The organism is Corynebacterium sp. c8Ua_99, from assembly GCF_039907185.1.
Classification (GTDB): domain Bacteria; phylum Actinomycetota; class Actinomycetes; order Mycobacteriales; family Mycobacteriaceae; genus Corynebacterium; species Corynebacterium jeikeium_D.
In genome coordinates this window covers 155,027-176,846 of sequence record NZ_JASBOG010000003.1, presented here as the reverse complement: position 1 = coordinate 176,846, position 21,820 = coordinate 155,027, and the positions used below count along the sequence as shown (strand labels likewise).

At 56.5% G+C, this 21,820-nt stretch carries 23 protein-coding genes and 1 riboswitch; of the genes, 8 read left to right on the top strand and 15 right to left on the bottom strand.

Annotated elements, in window-relative coordinates; all coding sequences use genetic code 11:
* Positions 1–345: 345 nt before the first annotated feature.
* The 8 genes from QKE19_RS03330 to QKE19_RS03295 all read right to left on the bottom strand — a co-directional run bounded on the left by QKE19_RS03330 (position 346) and on the right by QKE19_RS03295 (position 7,842).
* Positions 346–1,605: a Fic family protein gene (locus tag QKE19_RS03330; protein WP_347890364.1), complete on the bottom strand. Its 1,260-nt coding sequence runs from the start codon at positions 1,603–1,605 to the stop codon at positions 346–348.
* Positions 1,602–1,775: a hypothetical protein gene (locus QKE19_RS03325; protein WP_168168070.1), complete on the bottom strand. Its 174-nt coding sequence runs from the start codon at positions 1,773–1,775 to the stop codon at positions 1,602–1,604. Before QKE19_RS03325 ends, QKE19_RS03330 begins: the two co-directional genes overlap by 4 nt.
* Positions 1,776–1,861: 86 nt before the next feature.
* Positions 1,862–2,236 carry a hypothetical protein gene (locus tag QKE19_RS03320; RefSeq protein WP_053412644.1) on the bottom strand — a complete coding sequence of 125 codons (375 nt, stop codon included), beginning with the start codon at positions 2,234–2,236 and terminating at the stop codon, positions 1,862–1,864.
* Between the two features lie 137 nt (positions 2,237–2,373).
* Positions 2,374–2,832: a hypothetical protein gene (locus QKE19_RS03315; protein WP_053412643.1), complete on the bottom strand. Its 459-nt coding sequence runs from the start codon at positions 2,830–2,832 to the stop codon at positions 2,374–2,376.
* A gap of 111 nt (positions 2,833–2,943) precedes the next feature.
* On the bottom strand, positions 2,944–3,159 hold the full coding sequence (locus QKE19_RS03310) for a hypothetical protein (protein ID WP_141764566.1): 216 nt from the start codon (positions 3,157–3,159) through the stop codon (positions 2,944–2,946).
* 51 nt (positions 3,160–3,210) lie between these two features.
* Positions 3,211–3,804 carry a ParA family protein gene (locus tag QKE19_RS03305; RefSeq protein ID WP_070862984.1) on the bottom strand — a complete coding sequence of 198 codons (594 nt, stop codon included), beginning with the start codon at positions 3,802–3,804 and terminating at the stop codon, positions 3,211–3,213.
* Between the two features lie 2,005 nt (positions 3,805–5,809).
* Positions 5,810–6,883 carry a trypsin-like serine protease gene (locus QKE19_RS03300; protein WP_101687433.1) on the bottom strand — a complete coding sequence of 358 codons (1,074 nt, stop codon included), beginning with the start codon at positions 6,881–6,883 and terminating at the stop codon, positions 5,810–5,812.
* A gap of 2 nt (positions 6,884–6,885) precedes the next feature.
* Positions 6,886–7,842 carry a DUF418 domain-containing protein gene (locus QKE19_RS03295; RefSeq protein ID WP_069359292.1) on the bottom strand — a complete coding sequence of 319 codons (957 nt, stop codon included), beginning with the start codon at positions 7,840–7,842 and terminating at the stop codon, positions 6,886–6,888.
* 211 nt (positions 7,843–8,053) lie between these two features.
* Between QKE19_RS03295 and QKE19_RS03290 the strand changes: the two genes are divergently transcribed.
* Positions 8,054–8,560 carry a hypothetical protein gene (locus QKE19_RS03290; protein WP_048733884.1) on the top strand — a complete coding sequence of 169 codons (507 nt, stop codon included), beginning with the start codon at positions 8,054–8,056 and terminating at the stop codon, positions 8,558–8,560.
* Here the strand turns inward: QKE19_RS03290 and QKE19_RS03285 are convergent.
* Together QKE19_RS03285 and arsB are read right to left on the bottom strand one after the other, a co-directional pair.
* Positions 8,557–8,985, bottom strand: a complete 429-nt coding sequence (locus QKE19_RS03285) for a low molecular weight phosphatase family protein (protein ID WP_347890360.1) — start codon at positions 8,983–8,985, stop codon at positions 8,557–8,559. The two genes, QKE19_RS03290 and QKE19_RS03285, sit on opposite strands and share 4 nt — an antisense overlap.
* 15 nt (positions 8,986–9,000) lie before the next feature.
* Positions 9,001–10,068 carry an ACR3 family arsenite efflux transporter gene (arsB, locus tag QKE19_RS03280; RefSeq protein WP_347890359.1) on the bottom strand — a complete coding sequence of 356 codons (1,068 nt, stop codon included), beginning with the start codon at positions 10,066–10,068 and terminating at the stop codon, positions 9,001–9,003.
* A gap of 70 nt (positions 10,069–10,138) precedes the next feature.
* Between arsB and QKE19_RS03275 the strand changes: the two genes are divergently transcribed.
* Entirely contained in the window at positions 10,139–10,477 is a 339-nt protein-coding gene (locus QKE19_RS03275; RefSeq protein ID WP_016423238.1) for a metalloregulator ArsR/SmtB family transcription factor, read from the top strand.
* 42 nt (positions 10,478–10,519) lie between these two features.
* On the opposite strand, the gene hisN is transcribed toward QKE19_RS03275, so the two are convergent.
* Both hisN and QKE19_RS03265 read right to left on the bottom strand, forming a co-directional pair.
* The gene (gene hisN / locus QKE19_RS03270) at positions 10,520–11,320 is read right to left on the bottom strand and encodes a histidinol-phosphatase (RefSeq protein WP_049172187.1); all 801 of its coding nucleotides are present in this window, start codon (positions 11,318–11,320) and stop codon (positions 10,520–10,522) included.
* A gap of 10 nt (positions 11,321–11,330) precedes the next feature.
* Entirely contained in the window at positions 11,331–12,191 is an 861-nt protein-coding gene (locus tag QKE19_RS03265) for an inositol monophosphatase (protein WP_070549407.1), read from the bottom strand.
* 47 nt (positions 12,192–12,238) lie between these two features.
* Between QKE19_RS03265 and prfB the strand changes: the two genes are divergently transcribed.
* A complete protein-coding gene (gene prfB, locus QKE19_RS03260) occupies positions 12,239–13,351 on the top strand; it encodes a peptide chain release factor 2 (protein WP_038626269.1) in 1,113 nt (370 codons plus the stop codon).
* Between the two features lie 2 nt (positions 13,352–13,353).
* Here prfB and QKE19_RS03255 read toward each other — a convergent pair whose 3' ends face one another.
* Positions 13,354–14,709, bottom strand: a complete 1,356-nt coding sequence (locus QKE19_RS03255; RefSeq protein WP_347890357.1) for an HNH endonuclease signature motif containing protein — start codon at positions 14,707–14,709, stop codon at positions 13,354–13,356.
* Positions 14,710–15,130: 421 nt separating this feature from the next.
* On the opposite strand from QKE19_RS03255, the gene ftsE reads away from it, so the two are divergent.
* The 4 genes from ftsE to QKE19_RS03235 all read left to right on the top strand — a co-directional run bounded on the left by ftsE (position 15,131) and on the right by QKE19_RS03235 (position 18,988).
* Entirely contained in the window at positions 15,131–15,820 is a 690-nt protein-coding gene (ftsE, locus tag QKE19_RS03250; protein ID WP_016423233.1) for a cell division ATP-binding protein FtsE, read from the top strand.
* 48 nt (positions 15,821–15,868) lie between these two features.
* On the top strand, positions 15,869–16,771 hold the full coding sequence (gene ftsX, locus QKE19_RS03245; protein WP_016423232.1) for a permease-like cell division protein FtsX: 903 nt from the start codon (positions 15,869–15,871) through the stop codon (positions 16,769–16,771).
* Between the two features lie 83 nt (positions 16,772–16,854).
* Positions 16,855–17,760, top strand: coding sequence for a polyphosphate kinase 2 (gene ppk2, locus QKE19_RS03240; protein WP_049172194.1), 906 nt, complete (start codon positions 16,855–16,857; stop codon positions 17,758–17,760).
* A gap of 100 nt (positions 17,761–17,860) precedes the next feature.
* On the top strand, positions 17,861–18,988 hold the full coding sequence (locus QKE19_RS03235) for a 3-hydroxyisobutyryl-CoA hydrolase (RefSeq protein ID WP_070595379.1): 1,128 nt from the start codon (positions 17,861–17,863) through the stop codon (positions 18,986–18,988).
* A gap of 11 nt (positions 18,989–18,999) precedes the next feature.
* Here QKE19_RS03235 and QKE19_RS03230 read toward each other — a convergent pair whose 3' ends face one another.
* Positions 19,000–19,956 (bottom strand): MinD/ParA family protein, encoded by a 957-nt coding sequence (locus QKE19_RS03230; protein ID WP_347890354.1) that lies wholly within the window; start codon positions 19,954–19,956, stop codon positions 19,000–19,002.
* Positions 19,957–20,007: 51 nt separating this feature from the next.
* On the bottom strand, positions 20,008–20,802 hold the full coding sequence (locus QKE19_RS03225) for a YwiC-like family protein (protein ID WP_065419938.1): 795 nt from the start codon (positions 20,800–20,802) through the stop codon (positions 20,008–20,010).
* Positions 20,803–20,911: 109 nt separating this feature from the next.
* Positions 20,912–21,081: riboswitch (FMN riboswitch) on the top strand.
* 19 nt (positions 21,082–21,100) lie between these two features.
* Here QKE19_RS03225 and pnuC point away from each other — a divergent pair.
* Positions 21,101–21,811 carry a nicotinamide riboside transporter PnuC gene (gene pnuC / locus QKE19_RS03220; protein ID WP_224783741.1) on the top strand — a complete coding sequence of 237 codons (711 nt, stop codon included), beginning with the start codon at positions 21,101–21,103 and terminating at the stop codon, positions 21,809–21,811.
* The last annotated feature ends 9 nt before the right edge of the window (positions 21,812–21,820 follow it).

The window sequence follows — 21,820 nt, the reverse complement described above, 5'->3', positions numbered from 1 at the left end:
CGCCCTCGTTTTTTGCCTGAGAAGGCACGGAGTGCCGATTAGGTCGAGCTTTAGTGGAATGCAAGTCCCGGTATCCGAGGAAGGAGAAAAAGTTTTCTGCGAAATAAGCGCAAGGAGCTATGTGCGACTGGAGCGCGTAGAAAAGTTTTTTGGAAGGAATCGGACGACGCCGTCGCTGGACTTGCGTGGAGCGGGTCGACCGTATAATCGCCGCAGGCTTCTCATGGAAAAACGAGATTTAAGGATCGGTGTCGATCCTTAAAAGAAAAATCCCCATGCTGCGCATGGGGTTCCGTATGTGGTCATGCCCGCATGACCACCTGCCCGCATGCGGGCGTTGCGGTCTTATGCTTCTGTCGCTTCACTATCAACTGTGCTGTATTCCTGAGTTTCGGGCTGGGGTTGGCTACTATCTTGCTCCGCGTGGCTGTCATCGAGCTGAATGCCATTGGGGTAAGCCGATCTTGCGAAGGCGAACGCATCGACTTGTGATTGGTCAATTTCAATGTTTTCCAGCTGGTCGTTAATCCACGTTTGGGCCTCATCTGTAAAAGAATGGACGTTGCACGCGGCCATACCAAGATAGACGGTGTCGTCAGGCTCACGGTTTAGTAGACCAGAATCAAATACGGCGTTGAGGGTTTCGCGTGTGACATCGTGGTTGACGATGATTTGGCGGCGGTCGTCGTCGAGGTCGATGTGGGGTGCATTTTCGGTCAGCGTTGTGAAGATTTCTTCGTTGCCGTCTTCTTCATGGGTGAGAGTAATGCCGGGTCGTCCACCATTAACGTAGCGGTCGACCGTGACCTTGAGATCGAAGTGTCGCCCATAGAAGTCCAGTGGAACATCCCAGTTTTGCTGAGCCATCGTGGGTGTTTTCCTTTCGTAGTCGTGTGCGTGTGTATAGCGGTCGAAGTGTTGGTCGAGCCGGTTCTTTGTTGCGTCGGTTTCATGCTGTTGAGCAAACAGTTCGTCGATGGTCAGGTCAGCGTCATCGTGTGAGGCTGGTTGGCATATTTGCTTGTAGAAGTTGTGGAATGGTGCCGAATTTAGCGTGGTGCCAGCCATGGAAGCCGCAGAGACATCATGTAGCTGACTGATGTGTCCTTCCCAGGACAGCTCGATGTCGTATCTGGTAGCTAGGGTTTCCATGAGCGCGCGTGTTGTGCGTCCGTTTCCCTCTCGGAAGGCGTGGATTTCGTTCAGCTCGCAATGAAGATAAGCCAGAGCTTCGATTTTGTCGTCGTAGTTAGCTGAGTCCAGTGCGTCAACGACTTCGTCGAGTTCAGCAATCCGCGCTTCAACGGTGGTATGGCTCGCAAAAGTGGCGTAGCCGTCGGGGTGACTGGCGCTGGGGATCGTCATATCGAGATCACGGAACTGTCCGGCCCAGTCGTAGCAATCCTGGAAGAGGTGTTCGTGCGTTTGAGCGAGCTGATTGGAAAGTGTCCCATCAAATCCAAGCGCAGGCAGGGTCAAGCTGCGCCTGAGAGATAATTGTCCCTCGGCCTGTTGCCACGCCTGTTCGTCTGTGATGCCTTGCTTATTTCGTAGCGTATTCGTGCCGGGGAAAAGGAGATTGTCCCAGCGTTCCTGCTGCGTCACTGGCTTGCGTCTTCGTTCGGAATGAAGCCCAGTTTGCGAATCTCGTCAGCAGCTGTGGATTGACCTCGGGCTAGACGGTACGCCGCTTTAATATCCTCTTCGTCGAGGCGGACTCCCTCGGCTTGCGTGGAGGCAACGGCATTGCGGACTTTACGTTCAATTCGATCCATAGGGTGAGTGTATAGTCCATCACAATTTTTCGTAATGCGCTGCCCGCATGCCGGCGTGCGGGACTGCGGGCATGCCCGCATGGCCGCTATTCGCCGTGCTTGCACTTAATCATCAAGTCGTAGCTGTCCTTAAGTCTTTGATCCCTTTCTTCCCATGACAGAGTGTTGGCGTCTTCCAAGGATTGCTGTGATACTCCTGGCAGGACGTCATCGCCTTGGTCAGGTTGTTCAGCGCAAGGGTCAATGCCCGTCTGTTCAATTTGCTGTTCCCGCCAGTTCTTACCGTCTTCGCGCTTATGCAAGACTTCACCGAAGAGGACGAACGGGGTGGCGACGACAACATAGAGAATTGCGCAAATGATGCCGAGCGGAACGAAGCGAATTAGAAAATCGGTCAGATTGCGGAATTTGCGCCACAAAAAGACGGCTACGAAGAACATGAAAATGTAGTAAGGCATCATGGGAATATCCCTTCTCTATGCGGTCAGTACCGCGTGCGGTCAGGCAGGCATGTTGGAAGTCTGGGTAGTTGCGAGATGAAGAGGTTTGAAGCTGTTCAATCGAGCAAGTTTGTGTTGCTCGATTGAGTGCTTTTGAATTAGGCGTAGTTGACTGCTGGTGCAATGCGGGCAGGTGCCATGATTGCGATTGCTGCTGCGCAGAGGAATACGGCAAGGATCTTGAGCGTTGACCAGTCACCGCCGAGCAGTCCGCCGTAGAGGACGTAAACGACTGAGACCACGGCAGTTAGTGCGCCGACCGCTACCTTGTACAGTCCTTCGTTTCCAGTGCCGTCTATAGGAAGGTAGATCAAACCGAAGCACAGGCCGATTAGTGCGGAGCACACTGCGAGAAACAGTGATTCAGATAGTTCGGGCACTGGTTGGTTGCTGAATGCGTTGATGGTGGCTGATACAAGGAAGATGACGGCGAATGCGACGACACCTCCGAGTACGGTGAGCGCACCGAGGTTGATAGCCAGCTTTTGAATGTCGTATTTCGGAAGTTGCTGGTTGTCCTGGGGGTGATGCTCATAGTTAGTAGATGGGTAGGTCATGAGTCCTCTTTTCCGTGAAGTGTGGGCGTGCGGTCAGGCGGGCATGCGGGCATGATTGCACGGTGCTCGGATTTGGCGGTCTGAATTGCAGAACATTCTTTCGGTAGTGGTTTAGGAGTCGAGTAGGTCGGTGACGGCTTGTGTCACGATGTCGGTGACCGTGCGCTGGTTTTCTGCGGCGTAAATGTTTAGCCGGTGTCGAAGTTCCGGGCTAATGCGAACGGTGAGATGGACGCGGTTGTCAGTTTGGGTGGCTTGCGTGAAAGTGTCGCGTGCGCGCTTTGGCGTGGTAGCTGGCTTGTGCATAGCATTGGTGGGTTTTCTCATTTGATTGTTTTCCTTCTTCTCGTGATTCGTGCGGTCATGCCCGTATGCGGGCTAGCGATTTTGCGGTAGGAATTCTGTGAGAATCTCATCGGCAACGCCGTCGTATCCGTGCCATTGGGAGGGTGTGGTGCCCCATGCTCGTTTGATTGCTTGACGTGCGAGAATGATGTTGGAAAAAGTTGGAACGCCGGCCTCATCGAGTGCGTTGAGTAAGTCTTCAAGCGTCGTGGTGTTTAGCTGTGCTGAGGTGATGAGTACTGCAGCGGGCTTGTCGGTGATGATTTCGAGTGTCTCCCACATGCGAGCTACTTCAATTCCAGATGGCGAGGTTGGCACGATGACAGCGTCGGCGGTGCGTAGTGCCGCGTCGATGAGTGCAGGGTCGCCGGGAGGACAGTCAATCAGCACAATGTCTGCGTCGGTAGGGGAGATGCTGACAGAGCGTTTGTTGACGGGAGTGACAGGAAAGGGCAGTGGATCATTGGCTTCCGCAGCCAGAAGTGACCAGTCTGTGGATGATCCCTGGGGGTCAGCGTCATGGACAGCTACCTTTTTGCCCAGCGTTGAGAAGTAGGTTGCCAGCATGATTGTAGACGTGGTTTTCCCCGTACCACCTTTGTTGTTACAGATTGCGATTGTCGTCATTGTGTGATTCCTTTCGTCGGATGGTGTCAATTGCGTTGCGCGTGTAATTGAGATCAGTCCAGTTGTGTCTGACGCGGTGTAGCGTGTGGTGGTTTGCACGCTGGCGTGGCCTAGCGCCTGTCGAATGGAGAGCAGGTCATGGGAGGCCTGATATCCGACGGTGGCGAACCTGTGCCGCAGTGGGTGAAGCGTCCAGGTGCCGGGAAGCGCTCGTGAGGCGAGTTTGCTGATGTACCGGGAAGATAAGTGCCCATCGATTCGGCCTGGGAAAAACCAGTATGAATTGACTTGGTGGGATCTTCGGCGCAGCATTGCAGCCAGCTTGGCGGGAACAGGAAGGATTCGCTCTCTGCCACCTTTGCCCTCGACGGTGAGGTTCCAAATGCCCGAGGGGGAGGCAGCAAAGCGGTCTGTGCGTAGTCGTGCGATTTCTCCTGCTCGAAGTCCAAGCTCAGCAGCCAGCCGTAGGATAAGTTCGGTGCGGTCAGTAACCTCAGCAAGTACTTCGGCGAGGATTTCCTCGGGGATCGGACGCGGAGGGGGAACTGGGCGTTTAACACTTGGCAGCGTTGGCAACTCCGGACAGTGAGAGTCCGTTGCAAACCAGCGCAGAAACGTCCGTACGCTCGCGTGATATGCGTGCCTGGTTTCCGGATGCCAGTTTTTCTCACCGCTCCAGGCAGTGAGGGCTGATTCAGTAACTGTGCTTGGTGTTGGCGCGTGAAGTTCACGGGCCAAACGTCGAACATGGCGGATACGGGTATCGATTGTGGCCGGTCGCATTCCTTGCGCTCGTAAGTGAATTTCCCAGTTTCGGAGAGGTAATTCCCACCCAGCGGGAATAGGTGCAAGGTTCGCGCGATCACTGATAAGCATGAGTTCATTGAATTCTTTTGTTTCCTTTAGTGTTATATAACAGTAATCTTTAGGAAATCTAGCGTTCAGTTAGGGGCTGTCTTGTGGTCGTGCGGTCATATTTGCGTTACCGCATGTGGTCGCGCGGTCATGCCTACATGCGGCCGTCCTGCTGGCGCTGTATCGAGCGTGATTGCTTGTTTAAGCGCGATACTCTGTTTGCCGCTCGCAAGTCCAGCAATGCGGGCATGTCCTCATGCGGGCATGACCGCAATTGGGTATGCGGGTGTGCGGTCTTGGGGGTCAAAAAAATATGTTGTGCCTGCCACGAGCCATTTTTGTAGCGCCAAAGCGAACCATGCCAGGTGTTAATCTTGGCTACTGACCCAGAGGTCGTTGGTTCGAATCCAGCCCCCGCCACTAAGAAGAGACCCCTACCGGTGTAAACGCTGGTAGGGGTCTTCGTTATTCGGGGGTCAAATCACCGTTTGGGGGTTAAGCCGTTGGGCAGTCGTTGGGTCTGACGAACTCGCGCACTTCACAACCGGGCATTGAAGGACGGTCGTCAAAATGCAGCGTGAGGCGCTGCTCGATTAGTCGGCCTGAAGGTACTTAGCTTGAGGAGGTGCTGGGTTGATTCTGGTCGATTTGCCTCAGCTCATGTACGCGCTGCTAGCTTTCGGTTTCACATATCGATGAGTTATTCACTTATGGATACGCTGGAGCGCATCGATGGGTGAATCATGCATCGATAAGTGAGCGCAATACTGGCAAAACGGTGGGCAGACAGCTGGCAGACAGCTGCCAGACAGGCTTGGACTCCCACGGTGGGCTCGAAATGTGGGCGGATGTGGAGTGACTCGTTCCTTTTTTCGCCCCTTCATAAAGAACTCTACGAAGTCTTGGCTTTCGATTTTTTCAGCCAGATCATTGGCGGAATCAACAGAGCCAGGCCACCGATAGGTGCGACCCCACCGAATCGTCGATTCTTAGAAAAATTGGAATAAAACCATAGGATTACCTCACGATTGTACGTCAGTTACCGAGAGATTTTGTGGCTTCGGTCACGATTAAGTTCCTCGCATGCACGATAAAAGCCGCCTACCCAGTACTTTCCGGGGAGGCGGCTTGTGGTTGTGGTTAGACGGTTCTACTGTCGGCCATTCCTAATGCGCGGCCAGGCTGCTGCGACAACCAGGCCAACGCACGCGATGGCGAGGTAACCCCACATGTGATCGGCGCTGGTCTGAATGGTCTTTGGCGGAGCAGGAGTGTTCTCCGCGGTCAGCACGCTTTCTGTGTCTCGGCCAGAGGTGATGTCATCGATCCAGTCAGCCGTGCCAGCGAGGGTGGTGATAGCTGCGCTGGGGGAGGGTAGGTCAGGATCGCCATTGGAGGTTCCGGCAGTAGCCAGGCCCGCGAGCTTGCCGTCGACGAAGAACGGGCCGCCGGAGTCACCGCCCTGCATACCCGCGCCAGAGACGGAATGTGCGTCCAGGATGGCGCTTTGAATCATTGGCATCATGGCAGCGTCGGCTGGGATGCTTTCCGTTCCTGCGGGGATCGACTCGGTTTTGGAGTCATCTGGCTTTACTACATCCGGCTTAACTGCACCCGGCATTGCTCCGCCTGGCTGCATCTCCATTGATTCCATGGCATCGCCCGGAACAGCTTCGCCTGGAGTAGCGTCACCCGGAACAGCACCACCAGGCGCAGCCTCACCTGGAGTTCCTTCAGTCGGCCCGCCGCCCAGCAGCTCATTGACGACCATCTTGGTCATCGGAAGCTGCCCGGATCGTGCCATGGACGAGCTGCTGCTCCAGCCGTAGAGAGTTCCCGTCTGTCCAGGTGTGGGGATATCGCGGGAGACCTTCGCCGGGGTTGCGTCGGTGACCTTTTCGGTCAGGTGAAGCAATCCCGCATCAGACATTGGAGAAAGCGCCCAAGAATCGGCATCGTAGACCTTTCCACCGATGCGGGCCTGGGTCCCTTCGTTGTTCACAGACTCCAGGCAGTGGCGTGCGGTGAGCACCCACTGGTCGGCAACCAGCGTGCCGGTGCAGTCACCGAAATTACCGATTTTGCCAATCTTTAGCGCGGCCACAGAACTGCTTTCAGCATTGGCGGGTGCGGGTTCGCCGTTTTCCAATGCAAGAGCTGGAGTCGCAGATAGAAGCAGGGTGCTGCTAACAATTGCTGCGATGGAAAAAGATGTTTTCTTCACGGTTATTTCCCTTTCCCAGAAGGAACAATGCCCTTGATTGCGGTGGCAACGAGTTTTTCGGCAGGGCCCTGTCCGACAAATTTCTTCCAGAGGCTAGCGATGACGAGGAAGAATACGATGAAACCTGCTGCAGACAACGTGGAATGCAATGCAACATTCTGCTGCCAATAAAACGCGGTGAGAACGTGCAGGATGTAGATTGTCAGCGACATTGTTCCCATAGCCGCGAATGGGTAAACCACAGCTGGGAAGCGATCGCCTATGAAAAGGCACAAGTGCAGGACAATGGCGGCAACTGCGACGGAGAGAATGATTTCTCCGAAGACGCCAGTGTGTCCGGTAAAACGGAGCCAGCCAGCAATCTCGGGATCAAATCGGAAGTACATGCCGACGGCCGTGATGACAGCACTGACAGCGGTGACAATCCAGCTCAACCGAGCATTGGCGCTGTTCTCAGAGGTGGAAGTGTCTTGCAGGCGACGGCGTAGGTAGACGTCGTAAAGCAGCATGCCGCCGATGAAATATGCGATCCACGCGAGTAGCGGATAGATCTGCGGCAGCGTCATAGGCGCGTACTTAATTGTGGCGGCGATGGTGGCGGCGATGAAGAAGCCGACTCGCCACCAGGTTCCGAGCGCTGGCATCCAGGAAACCAGCATCATGACCAGGCCCATGATGACGAGGACCACCTGAATTTCTCCACCCACCGGCAATAGCGCCAGGCCGATGAGAATGATCAGGGCACCGCGAGTGATCAGGCGCAAGAAGGTAGTGCTGCTGTAATTGCGGCCGATAATCATCATTGTGGCGCCGGCGATAATGGCGAACAGTGATGAGGGTAGGCCAGAGAGCACAACCTTTGTGCTCCAAAGTAGTGAGGCCATATGGACAATGATCATGCCGATGATGGCGAGTGAGCGCGCTATATCGAGCCCCACAATTCGGGTAGGTTTATTCACCCCGGATTTCTCCTTTACTACAACTTATAGGGAGGTGCTCTTTGGTAAAAAGCACTCTCTACAAACGGCGTATTGAAAACGACTTTTTAGTTGTAGCAACCGAACCTGACAATACATTAAGTGACTATGTGTAAATCATGGTGTTTCGTCTGTGTTTTTACTGGGAAACTAGCGCGCTCAAAAAGCTAAGAGGCAGGCGTAACCTGGTGGCATGACATCGATGCTGACGAGTTTCACCTGGGCAGAGGTGCCAGGCGTCTTCCTCGCGTACCTATTAATCATTGCCATCCCCACCGCTCTCGCATGGGTGGGTGCCGCATGGTTGGCCAAAAAATACGGCGAGCGTATCGCATTTGGGCACACGATTTTCGTCTTTGTCGCAGCATTCCTAATCTGCTTTTGTACGCTCGCGTGGACACTTGAGGGCGAATACGACTACTCGCCGTGGCAGGTTTTCTGCAGCGGCTTTGCGATGGTCATCCTCACTGCCTCTGCCATGATGCGCGTGCCCGCCCCAACTCTGAACCTGCTGCCCACCTGGTGGGCTGCCGTCGCCGGCTACGCCCTGTGCTGGAGCATCATTGCCGGCACCGACGACACCACCGGGCTCTGGGCAGTCGGCCTGATGTTCCTGCTCCTCGGTCTCATCGCAGGCGTCGGCGCAGTCGTGTGGCTTACGCTGGCGATAAGGCGGCTTTTGTTGGATTCTGCCGCTTAGGGATTCTTAGTGGAACGGAGTTCGACAGCTAACTCGTCGATACGGCGCTCGAGGTCATCGCGAATCAGGTCCATGCGTTCTTTTCCGTCGATGCCTCGTTTTGAGGGCTCGTCAGTAAGCCAACGCTCGAGTGAGCCTTGAGCGTCCGAGGGGAGCTCTACATGAGCGGCATCGCCGATGATGACAACACGATCTGCAGTCCGGAGAAGCGTGGGGGCAATGGGCTTTGGTGATGCACTGTCCATAGAGGCGCCGATTTCTGCAACTGATTTGGCTGCAAGCGCATTGGTAGTAGTTTTGGGGTTCGTTCCTGCTGAAAGGGCGATGAACTGCGTGGCATATTTTGCACGCGCAATGGCCTCGGCCATCTGGGATTTACCGGCATTTGCCACGCAGATGAAAAGTACCTTCGGGATTTCCTTCATTTCAGAATCCTTTTTCTATAGTTTGTCCGGTACGGAAAGGTCATTAGGGAAAAGGCGCGGCCCGAGCCAGCGGGTGACGTAGACAAGTGCAACGAGTACGGGTACTTCAATAAGTGGTCCAATCGTTCCCGCAAGTGCTTGCTGGGACAATGGGCCGAAGGTGCCAATCGCAACCGCAATTGCCAACTCGAAGTTATTTCCGGCGGCCGTAAAGGCAATCGATGCGGAGGTTGCGTAGTTCATGCCCGCGGCCTTGGCCGAAGTGAGAGCGATCGCGAACATGGCGAGGAAGTAGATCACTAGTGGTAGTGCCACTTTCGCAACGGTCCAGGGATTCTCAAGAATCTGCTGTGACTGAAGCGCAAAGAGCAACACGATTGTGTATAGAAGGCCGGCAAGTGCCAATGGTGAGATTTTGGGCAAGTACTCATTTTCATCCCAGTCGCGACCACGGGTGCGTTCACCAATTATGCGTGATGCCGCGCCAGCCAGAAGCGGAATACCGAGGAATACCACTACAGATAGTGCGATTGCCCAAAAAGAAAAGGTGGCGGAAGTGGTTTCCAGTCCCAACCAGGAGGGCAGAATCTGCAGGTAGAACCACCCTAGAGCGCCGAACATGAAAATTTGAAATAGCGAGTTGACGGCCACCAATACGGCAGCGACTTCAGTATCGCCGCAAGATAGGTCGTTCCAGACCAAAACCATTGCAATGCAGCGGGCGAGACCGACGATAATCACGCCAGTGCGCAGTTCTGGACTATCGCTGAGGAATATCCAGGCAAGGATGAACATCAGTGCGGGGCCGAGAATCCAATTGAGGAAGACTGTGATGCCCATCAGCTTCCTTGATGTCAAAATTTCGCCCGTTTTGTCGTATCGAACCTTTGCGAGCGGTGGGTACATCATGACCAGCAAGCCGATGGCGATTGGTACGGAAATTGTCGCAATTTTTGCCTCTGCCAGCCAGTTCACAAATGACGGTGCAATTTTTCCGAGAATGAGGCCAATTGCCATTGCAGCTGCAATCCATAGCGGCAAGAAGCGATCTAGGAAGCTGAGTGACTTTGTAGTCTGTGTCATAGTTTCCGGTGTAATCAATATATCGATGATTGTCAATATATTTAGGGGGGGGCGTGTAGCCTCAACAGGTATGGACGAAATCTCAGAATGCTGTGCACTTGGCGGTCGGCCTCTCGACGCGGCGGAAGCGCAGGCTGCGGCAACGCTCTTCAAAGCGCTGGCGCAACCGGCGCGCCTGCAAATTTTGTCTCAGCTCGCTGCCGCTGGCTGTAGTCCGATGACCGTAGGGGAGCTGGCCGCTGTTTCTGGGCTTAGTCAGCCGACGGTGTCGCATCATTTAAAGACCATGGCGGATGCCGGGCTGCTAACTAGGTCTAAGAGTGGACGGGTGGTAACCCATGAGGTACGCCCTGAGGTATTTGCTGAGCTGCGACGTATCCTGGATATCGGTCACGCGGACGGGAGATAGTGAGCCGCTCGTCGCAAATTGCGATAGGTTGGAAAACCCTGTTTACCCGCCCAGGCGCTTGACGACGGCGTCGTGAAGCACCCCATTCGTCGCAACTGCGTCCCCGCCGTGCGGCCCGTCGACTCCCACTAGGGAAGTGAAGTGGCCGCCAGCTTCCTCCACCAGGATCGCAAGCGCTGCCAGGTCCCACAGGGAAACCTCCGGCTCTGCGGCGACATCGACCGCACCCTCGGCTACCAGGCAGTAGGAGAAGAAGTCGCCATAGCCACGCAGGCGCCAGGCGTCATCGGTGAGACCGATGAAGTTGTCGCGCAGGTCGCGCTCGGCCCAGCCGGTGAGCGAAGAGTTGGAAATTGAGCAGTCCGCGATGTCTGCCACCTTCGAGACCTCAATGCGGCGCTGAGCGGCTTCCCGGCCACCGACGTGGGTGCGCTTGAATGCGCCGTCGCCCTTGGATGCCCACCAGCGACGGCCCAGTGCTGGGGCAGAGACTACGCCGACAACCGGCTTGCCGTCCTCCAGCAGGGCAATCAAGGTGGCCCAGACCGGGACATTGCGCACGAAGTTCTTGGTGCCGTCGATGGGGTCGATGACCCACTGACGGCCCTCAAACACAGCTTCGCCGCCGAATTCTTCGCCGAGAACTTCATCGCTCGGGCGCTTGTCCGACAGAATCTCGCGGAGCAGCTTCTCGCACGCGATATCGGCATCGGAGACCGGAGTCAGGTCGGGCTTGGACTCGACGATTAGATTGGCCGCCTCGAAGCGGGACATCGTGAGGTCGTCGGCTGCGTCGGCAAGCGAGAGTGCGAGGGCGAGATCTTCGGAGTAAGAGGTGGTCATGGCCGAAATTCTAGCGCAGAACCTCACTCAGCTCTGCGACCTGGCCACTCGAGCCCGCAAGCTTCCAGCGCCCCACCGACGTACATTCGCCGCCTGCGCCCGAGATAAGCGCATACCCAGGCAGCCAGTCCCAGGCTGCGACGTCGCGCTGGAACCATACGCCGATGCGGCCGTCGGCAACGCCTGCCATATCCACCGACGCTGAGCCCAGCATGCGCCAGGTAGCGCTGCGGGACACCGCATCCAGCCAGGACTTTGTAGCCGTGGCCTCGGATTCCTCGCTCGAGCTCACCACCGTGGTGTGGAGGTAGGTCGCTGCGCAGACTTCCGAGAGGGGGCGGTCAGTGACCCGGAGGTCATCAACAGTGCCATCGAGGTTGATACGAGTGGTCGGGAGATTGGGGCCACCAATCCAGCTCTCGCCCGTTGCCGGGCGGTGCACCGCGCCGAGGACGACCTCATCCGGATTGTTCGCATCGCCCATAACCAGCGCCAATGCGCTGCACCAGTAGTCCGAACCAGTGGTGAAGTTGTAGGTGCCATCGACAGGATCGATCACCCACGTGCGACCAGACTGGGACTCCTTCGCGGACCCTTCCTCGCCAAGAATGCCGTCCTCCGGGCGGAGCGCGGCCAAAGCCTCGACGACGAATTTCTCCGCTGCGCGGTCGGCCGCGGTGACGACGTCGGAAATCGATGTCTTGTACTCCGTGACCAGGCCTTCGTCGCGCATACGAGCGGCAATGGTAGCGGCACGCTTCACGATGGCAACCGCAACGCTGGTATCCGATGCCACAATCGACTCGGATACTTGGGAGAGAAAGAGTTCTAGGTCTTGGCTGGAATCTTGGCTGGCGGTGGATTCAGACATACGTCCTATTGTGCACCGAAACAGGCGGTATAGCTAAGGTAGTACCCGTGAACCCGGATCTGAATGCTGACCTCAAAGAACTCGACGCGACGCTGACCACCATTGAGAAGGTGGTCGATGTCGACGAGCTTTCCGACCGGATCAGGGAGTTGGAAGCCCAGGCCGCCGACCCGTCGCTGTGGGATGACCCCGACCACGCGCAGCAGGTCACCAGCGCACTATCGCAGGCGCAGGCGAAGAAGAAAAAGATCGACTCGCTGCGCGGGCGCCTCGACGATCTCTCTGTGATGTACGAACTCGCGGAAGAGGAGGGCGACCCCGACGCCGTCGAGATGGCCGATGCCGAACGCGCTGAGCTGCGTGCCGACATCGAATCCCTCGAGGTCACTACGATGCTTTCGGGGCCTTACGACGAGCGCGAGGCGGTCATCAACATCCGCTCCGGTGCCGGTGGCGTGGATGCCGCTGACTGGGCCGAGATGCTCATGCGCATGTACCTGCGCTGGGCCGACAAGCATGGGCATAAGGTCGAGGTTTACGACACGTCCTACGCTGAAGAGGCCGGCATCAAGTCCGCTACTTTCGTCGTCCATGGCGAGTACATGTACGGCACCCTCTCGGTCGAGCAGGGTGCGCACCGTCTGGTTCGTATTAGTCCTTTTGATAACCAAGGGCGCCGCCAGACTTCCTTCGCTGAGGTCGAGGTGCTGCCAGTTGTGGAGGAAACGGATCACATCGACATCCCCGAGTCAGATTTGCGTATCGACGTCTACCGCTCCTCCGGCCCAGGTGGGCAGTCGGTGAACACCACGGACTCCGCGGTCCGACTTACGCACGTCCCAACCGGCATCGTGGTGACCTGTCAGAACGAGAAGTCGCAGCACCAGAACAAGGCATCTGCCATGCGTGTTCTGCAGGCGAAGTTGCTGGAGAAGAAGCGCCAGGAAGAGCGCGCGGAGCTGGACGCTCTCGGCGCAGGCGGCAATGCCTCGTGGGGTAACCAGATGCGCTCCTATGTGCTGCACCCGTACCAGATGGTCAAGGATCTGCGTACCGAATACGAAGTCAACAACCCACAGTCGGTCCTCGACGGTGACCTCGACGGTTTCATTGAGGCCGGTATTCGCTGGCGCATGGCTCAGCAGTCCGAAGGGGAGTAGCCCTAGAAGGGCGGTTCGTCTTCGAGTGCTTCCGGTGTGGTGGGCTCGTCGGCTTCTGATTTTCTCTTGTTTTTGTTCATTCCCAGTTCTTCGCGAGCCTGATTTGTCAGCTCCTGTGATTCGCGGAGGTTTTCCAACCTCTGCTCGTTGTACTCCTTGAGTGTCTGTGCTTTCTTTGTCTTGCGCAGGTCGAAGGAGTAGCGACCGTGGCCGGAGAGCGGCCCTGATTCTGTGCTGATTAGGGCAGCTTTTTCAGCGCTCTGATCAGTGGCGGAGGTCCAGTACTCCACGCCGTCGATATCGCGCACGACATTCCAAAGACCGGCCGTTTTTAGATTGTGGTGGCGACGGCATAGGCAATGGAGGTTGGGCGTCTCGGTTTGGCCACCTTCGTCGGGATTCTCGTGGTTATACGGCTGAATGTGGTCGATGTCGCACTTCGTCGCATCGACATCACATCCGGGAAAGCGACAGGTGCCGTCTCTACCTTGGATGTAAGTACGCTGTCGCTCTGTTGGCGAGTACTTTTCCGTTTTCTCGTCCGCTAGTAGCCGGATGCTAGTGACCCGATCGAGCCAGGATTCAGCGGCGATTTTGTTGATCCACCCTAGGCCGCCAATCCAGGCTTCTTGGGGCTTGTCTTGGGTAAGCGGGCAGTACAGATTCAGTGTGGCGGTGACCTGAGCAGTCCCGTGCAGAAGGTGTGAAAAAGCCTCGACGAAGTCGCAGTCTTGATCAGCGGTGATTTCTTCCAAGACCTTCTGAAACTCAATTGCCCGCTCAGGCATCAGTTCCATGGTGACTTCAGTGAGGGTGTCCTTTAACTCGAACTTTATAGATTCGCCAGCTTTTTGTTCGATGCCTTTTTGAAACGAAGTGATCGGCGGGTCGTACTCATTCTTCGGGCGCAATAGCGGGCTGACTTCATCAATAAGTCGCTGAATATTCTGTTGAAGGCTCCGAACTCCGCGAAGAACTTCACCATTGACTCTCGGCGTGATCAGCTCAAGGAGATGGTCTTCGAAATATCTCACAGCCGAGGGGTCATCCAATGGGAGGATGGCCGTGGCAATGACCCGCATGTGGGGAAGCGGTAGCTGTGCGCGTTTGAGCAGAAGCTCTTTTAACCGCGGGAGTCGCTCTAGTTGCATTCCGACATCGATGTACTGGAGTGTTCTCCCACGTGACATGCCAAGAGCTGGAGCGATTTTGGCGATGTAATCTTCGACATCTTTTGTTGAAGAACAGGGAACACAAGCAAGGGCAAGCTTCAAGTCAGCTCGATTGCGGTCAATTCCAAGACGTGCTGGTGCTGTTTGAGAAATCTCATGGTGAAAGCGTGGCGCTGTTGCTTCCATCGCCGCAGTGTAAGTGCGTTTGCGTGGTATATTTTCCCCGCTGGCCATTGTTGAATCCCCCTGAAAGATAAGGCCTGGACGTTGAAATGTTGGAATAGGGAAGAGGTAGGGAAAGTATTTTCGACTAGCTCTGAGTGTTAACTTTCCGAGCTTCAAGCAGCTCGGCGATGCTATTCGGTGTTTTTAATCCTCGTGTTTAATCTTTCATGGCTCATTGTAATCGAACAGGCAAGCGAATTAAAGGGGTATTTAAAGATTTTTGGGGAAAATAATTTCGAATGCCGCTATGGCGTGAGCTTTCGTGCAGTCGCGCGCTCTGGGGTAGCGTTCGACGCCGCCTGTTCCCGCAATCCCGTCACGGCGACCAATTCCACGCATTCCAGAGTGACTTGAGTGGCTTAAGTGATTAGAGTGTCTACTTATGATCACTTTCGACGGGGTTACCAAGTCCTACTCGACTTCTAGCCGACCAGCTCTCGACGACGTTTCAGTCCACATAGATAAAGGTGAGTTTGTCTTTCTCATTGGACCGTCGGGCTCTGGTAAGTCGACCTTCCTGCGCCTTATGGTGCGTGAAGAGAAAGTGGATTCAGGAAAACTGACGGTTGCAGACCAGGATCTAACCAAGATTTCTCGTCGCAACATCCCTAAATTGCGTCAAAAAGTGGGGTATGTCTTCCAGGACTTCCGCCTGCTGCCAAAGAAGACGGTGTACGAAAATGTCGCGTTCGCGTTGCAGGTAATTGGCAAGCCGAAGGCGAAAATCGACAAGGCAGTTCCGGAAACGCTCGAAATGGTCGGGCTCTCGGGCAAGGAAAACCGCTACCCGCACGAGTTGTCTGGTGGTGAGCAGCAGCGCGTCGCCATTGCTCGCGCCTTCGTCAACCGCCCGCTCATCTTGCTTGCCGACGAGCCCACCGGCAACCTCGACCCAAGCACCTCCGGTGACATCATGCTCCTGCTTGACCGCATCAATCGCATGGGCACGACCGTTATTGTGTCGACTCACGACAACGATGCCGTGGACTCCATGCGTCGCCGCGTGCTGGAGCTGGAGCTGGGGCGTCTCGTGCGTGACGACGCCACGGGTGTTTACGGCCTGAACAACTAGCAGACAGTCCATCGGTAGAAGAACTCATTCGAAAGGTATTACTGACCTATGAAGACTCGCTTTGTCCTCGGTGAGGCTTTCTCCTCCTTGGGCCGAAACATCACGATGACCATCGCGATGATTATTACGACTGCGGTGTCGTTGGCGCTGCTTGCGACGGGCATCCTGGTTACTGAGCAGACCAGCCGCACGAAGGATCTCTATCTCGATCGAGTAGAAGTGCAGATTGAGCTGAATGAACAAATCTCCGCCGAAGACCAAACTTGCTCCTCGCCGGAGTGCGCTGACGTCGTCGGCAAGCTTGAAGAGGCTGACGGCATTGATTCGGTGACCTTCCGAAATCGTCAGCAAAACTTTGACCACTTCGTGGAGATGTTCAAGGACAGTGACCCCGTGCTCGTGGAAAATGCGACGCCGGAGTCGCTGCCGGCTGTCGTGATGGTGCGTTTGAGCGATCCGACCGATGTCAGCCCGCTCGATCCGATTCGGGAGCTGCCACAGGTCGACCACGTTACTGACCAGCATGAAGAGATCGGTACTGCAGCTCAGAACTTGGATTCGGTGCGAAATGCGACCTTCCTGCTGGCTGCGGTGCAGGCCGTTGCCGCTGTGTTCCTGATTGCGAACATGGTGCAGATTGCGGCGTTCTCGCGTCGTAAGGAAGTTGAGATTATGCGCATGGTCGGTGCCAGCCGTTGGTTCACGCAGGCGCCGTTCGTCCTCGAGGCTGTGATTGCGTCGCTGATTGGTGGTGTGCTGGCCATTGGTGCGCTGTTCCTGGGCAAGGCGACGGTCATCGATCCGGCGCTGAGTAACCTGTACAAGGCACAGCTCCTGGCGCCGCTGACCAACGGCGATATCGGTGTGGTGGCGCCGATCGTGGTCGTTATTGGCATGGTCTTCGCTGGGCTTGTTGCGCAGGTCACGCTGCGTCTTTACTCACGCGACTAGGGTTGCAAAAAGGTTAGCTATTAGGCCCCGCGGTTAAACCCGGCGAATAGGGTCGTCGCGCCCTGCCGGGTAAACTGTGGACTATGAATAATGACGACGTCCAGCGCCCACCGAAGCTCGACAAGAAGGCTTATGAGGCCGAGCTTAAAAAGCTCCAGGCAGAGCTCGTCGAAATGCAGCAGTGGGTAGTAGAAACCGGTGCCCGAATTGTCATCGTGATGGAGGGGCGTGACGCTGCCGGCAAGGGGTCGGCCATTAAGCGCATCACGCAGTACCTGAACCCCCGTACCTGCCGTGTTGAGGCTCTGCCGGCCCCAACTAGCCGTGAGCAGGGTCAGTGGTACTTCCAGCGGTACGTCGAAAAGCTGCCGACTGCTGGTGAAATCGTGATTTTCGACCGCTCCTGGTACAACCGTGCCGGCGTTGAGCGGGTCATGGGCTTCTGCACCTCCCAGGAGTACCGTCGCTTCTTGCATCAGGCGCCGATTTTTGAGCGTCTGCTGGTCGAAGATGGCATTATCCTGCGTAAGTACTGGTTCTCTGTGTCGGACGAGGAGCAGGTTGCCCGCTTCAAGTCCCGCCGTGAGGATCCGCTGCGCCGCTGGAAGCTCTCGCCGATGGATTTGGAGTCCATCACCCGCTGGGAGGATTACTCCCGTGCAAAGGATGAGATGTTCATCCACACCGATATCCCGTCCGCACCGTGGTTCACGGTTGAGTCTGAGGATAAGAAGCGTTCGCGTATCAATGTCATCAACCACCTGTTGACGACCATTCCGTACGAGCGCATTCACCGCGATGTTCCGGAAATCCCGGAGCGTCCGGAGTCGGAGGGAAGCTACGAGCGTCCGCCGCGCACGGAGTTCCGCTATGTGCCGGACGTTGCCGCCAATCTCGAGGCTGACCGCGTAAAGGGCGCAGGCAAGTCCGATAAGAAGGGCAAGAAGCACAAGAAGGGCAAAAAGGACAAGAAGAGCAAGAAGAAGTAGCTCCTTAGTCTCAGTGAGGTTCTGGTCGTCAGAACCTTCGCAGCAGAACCTTCCTGTTAGGACCTTTCCCTGGTTAGTTATCTGTGTCACACTGGGTGACATGACTGCTACTGATAACGGTTCTGGCACTGCACGCACCGAGGTCGATGAGCCGAAGGTGCTGCGAGAAGTCCACGGGCGATCTGGTCACCTTCGGCTGAATAGGCCGAAGGCACTTAATTCGCTCGATTTGGATATGGTCACCGAGGTCGTCGAGGGGCTCCGCGCATGGCGTGACGACGACTCGGTGGACCACATTGTTGTTTCATCCGGTCACCCCAAGGCGTTTTGTGCCGGTGGTGATGTGCGCGCAGTTCGGCAGGCTGTGCTCGATGGCGTTCCGGAGCAGGGGGAGGAGTTTTTCCGGGATGAGTACGAGATGAACGCGATGATTGCGGAATTCGCGCAGTCCAAGCCATATATCGCGATTATTGATGGCATCGCTATGGGCGGTGGCCTTGGTGTTTCCATGCACGGCTCCCACCGAATCGTGACCGAGCGTGCCAGCGCTTCCATGCCAGAAATGGCAATCGGCTTTATTCCCGACGTTGGCATTACCCACTTTTCGCAGCATGTGAACACGCGGTTAGGAGGGCCCTCGTCGGCAATCGCGAGGTTTACCGGGCTGACCGGTTACCGCCTAACTGCGGCGGACATGCTGTGGTCTGGATGGGCGACACATGCGGTGCCATCCGCGCAGCTGGACGAGTTTGTTGCGGCTCTGGACCGCGATGGAATTGATTCGGCGCTCGCGGAGTATGCGCTCGATGTGGACTCAGCTGAGGCTCGTGATCTGCTCGGGGATCCGCAGTTGGCCGAGTGGAGCGACTGCATTGAGGCTTGCTTTGGGGCTGATACCTGGGCGGAGATTGAGCGAGCTCTCAACGAAGCCGCTGAGGCGGGCTCTTGTGCATCGTCAACAGTGGAGACTTTTCGCGACCTGCTGGCACCCGCCAACCCGGAAAGTCTCGTAGCGGCCGTGGAACTCTATGCGGCTAACTCGGCCCACGAGGTCACCTTGCAGGAGGCGCTAGACCGGGAGATGAAGCTTGGCGCTTACATGCGTCAGCACCCCAATTTTGCCGAGGGCGTGCGGGCAGTGTTGGTGGATAAGGACCGCGACGCCGCCTTTAAGCCCGCTACCGTGCAGGAAGTTGATGTCGAAGAGATTCGACAGCACCTTCGTTAGCTGGCTATGCGTTAGACAAAGCTGTGGCGGCCAGTCGTCGGCGCGAAATCATCGGCAATCATGGCCGCCAATTCGAGATAACTCTGGGTGGTGGCGGGCTGGAGATTGTCCAGCTCGATATTGGCACCATTCGCGATATGCGGATCGTAGGGGATGACCTGTACTGCGCGGCAGCGCTGGGCAAATAACTCGTGCACGGTCTCTGTGGACAGTCCCTGTTTATTTAGCTCGTTGACCACCACGACAGTGGTAGAGACCAGCCGTTCGAAGCCGTGCGCTGAAAGCCAGTCCAATGTCGTCCAGGCGCTTTTCACGCCGTCCAGTGCAGGCGTGGTGACCAGCACCAGACAATTGGCCGCAGACAGAATCGAAGCGGAGATGGGCTGCGTCAGGCCGGTACCGCAGTCTGTCAGACTCACGTTGTAATGCCGCCGAAGGATGTCGAGGGCCGCGCAGTATTCGCCGTCGGAAAGCGCGATCGTCGATGTCGGATTTTGGTCGCTGCCGACAACCTCCAGCCGTGACGGCGTGTGTGATGTATATGCGCGGACCTGCGCATATTTGTCCGTATCCGGGGCTCGGAGCAGATCGCGAATTGATGCGGGATTGGCCGCGGTGACGCGTGCGCCGAGGGTACCAAAGTCCGGATTCGCGTCGATTGCGACGATTCGGTCACTGCGCAGGCTTGCAAGCGTGGCGCCCAGGCACATGGTTGTCGACGTCTTGCCGACGCCACCTTTCACGCTGACAATAGCGATGTTGTAGTCACCGTAGATAGGCTGTCGCACCCGCTCTATCAGCTCGCGTTGCTTGCGTGCCGACGATGATTCCCGCGGCGAAATTGCGCCCCAGGTGGCCTTATGAACCCAGCTGCGCCAGCCCGACTGTGGTGCCTGCCGCGAGTTCAGGCTAACCGCCAAGTCTGAGACGGAAACTGCGTGATTGACTGCGTGTTTGGTGGAAGCCATAGACTTCATCCCCTCCCCAAAAATCCCCAAAGTATGTCCCCGCCGTCGTTTTTACCACGCAGCCAGGACGACGGCGACTCCAAAGAAGGCATCGAGAATTCCGACCTGTTTCGGAGTCCACGGCCGAGCGCGGCGAGCGCCGGAGATTGGCATGGTAAAAGACCTGATGAGAAGCCCAATTGCGACGATGGGCACACCGATGCTGATGAGGTTCCGGTCGTGGAGGAGGAGCCACCCGATGATGGCCACGGCGGTAATGAGAACGTGATACGTGACCGAGCCAATGAGCCACTGGCGGTTGCCGCGCTTGCGAATCATAGTTTTTACATAGGGCACGGTGCCGACGAAATATCCAGCGTAGATAGCCGCAATTGCCCAAGCTTTCGGGGTTGGTCCGGCGATGATAGGCACCATGAGGCTAGCGGCCAGAACGGTGGAGACACCAGAGAGAAGTGAGCGCGGTCGGCGGCGGTAGGTCTCCCAAATAGCGATAGCGGCAAGAGGGGCAATGAGGGCGACCCAGGTGAGGAGGGAAACGTCGGCAAGCAGTGTGATGCAGCCGGCGACGGCAGTGAGCGCGGTGTACGTGGCGGCGGGTGCGAGGTGGCGGCGTTGGCGACGAGAGCGGAGCCAGACGCTCACGGCGAAGAATGCGAAGTAGCCGAGCAGCCAGGTCGCGGTGACGGCAAGGCCTGTCCATGTGGGGGTGAGGGCGAGAGCGGTCAGCGGGGGAATGGTGACCATGAACCAGGCGCCGTGCTGGTCCGGAACCCAGCCAGCGGAGCGCTTGTGATGGGAGCGGCGGGCGGGGCGGGGAGGACGTGGTTGGCGGGGCTTTTGGCTCATACTACGCATTGTAGATGCGTAATTATGTCGGGGCTGTATTAGAACCTCATATTGAAACCTCATTGAATAAAATGCACATGCGCGCAAGGCGACAGTGCTAACGTTGAACTCGCATTCTCAGGGCGAGGTGAAATTCCTCACCGGTGGTGATGCTGCGGCTGACGCAGACAAGTCCACGAGCGCCCTACCTGTGGCCAGAAGGGTCGTCAGGTAGGGGACAAGCAGATTTCGGTTGGAATCCGAAACCGACGGTCATAGTCCGGATGAAAGAGAAGGAGTTGAATAATTCGTGGAATACGTGTCGGATTTTTTGGTGGGTTTCCTCACTGCACAGCTCAGTGTGGCGGGAGCACCAATCTTGATTCGTGAAATTGTCGGTAACCTCTTTGGCCTGGCGTGTGCCTTCCTAGGTATGAAACGGAAGGTATGGGCTTGGCCGGTCGGCATTATCGGAAATGCCTTGCTGTTTACCGTCTTCCTCGGCGGAGTTTTCCACACGCCACAAAATCTTGATCTCTATGGCCAGGCTGGGCGTCAGGTCATGTTTATCGTCGTCAGTCTCTACGGGTGGTTCAGCTGGGTCAAGAGCCGCAATCAGAGCGGTGACGAGGTCGCAATTGAGCCGCGGTGGGCGACGGCATCGGAACGCATTGGGATGATTACCGTGGCTATCTTCGCCACTGTGATTTGTGCCAATATCTTTGAGATGCTGGGCTCGTGGGGGCCATGGGCCGATGCCTGGATTTTCGTCGGTTCGATGTTGGCGACCTGGGGTATGGCCCGCGGGTGGAACGAATTCTGGCTAATTTGGATTGCCGTTGACGCCGTGGGAGTGCCGTTGCTGCTCAAGGGTGGCTACTACCCGTCGGCGGCGCTGTACCTCTTCTACGGATGCTTCGTTATTTGGGGCTTTGTCTCCTGGGTTCGCCTCGAGCACCAGAGCGACAATGACCAGCAGAAGAGCTCCGCGACCGACCAAGTACCGGCTTTGGCAGCAGCCGAGCGGTAGGATAGTCCA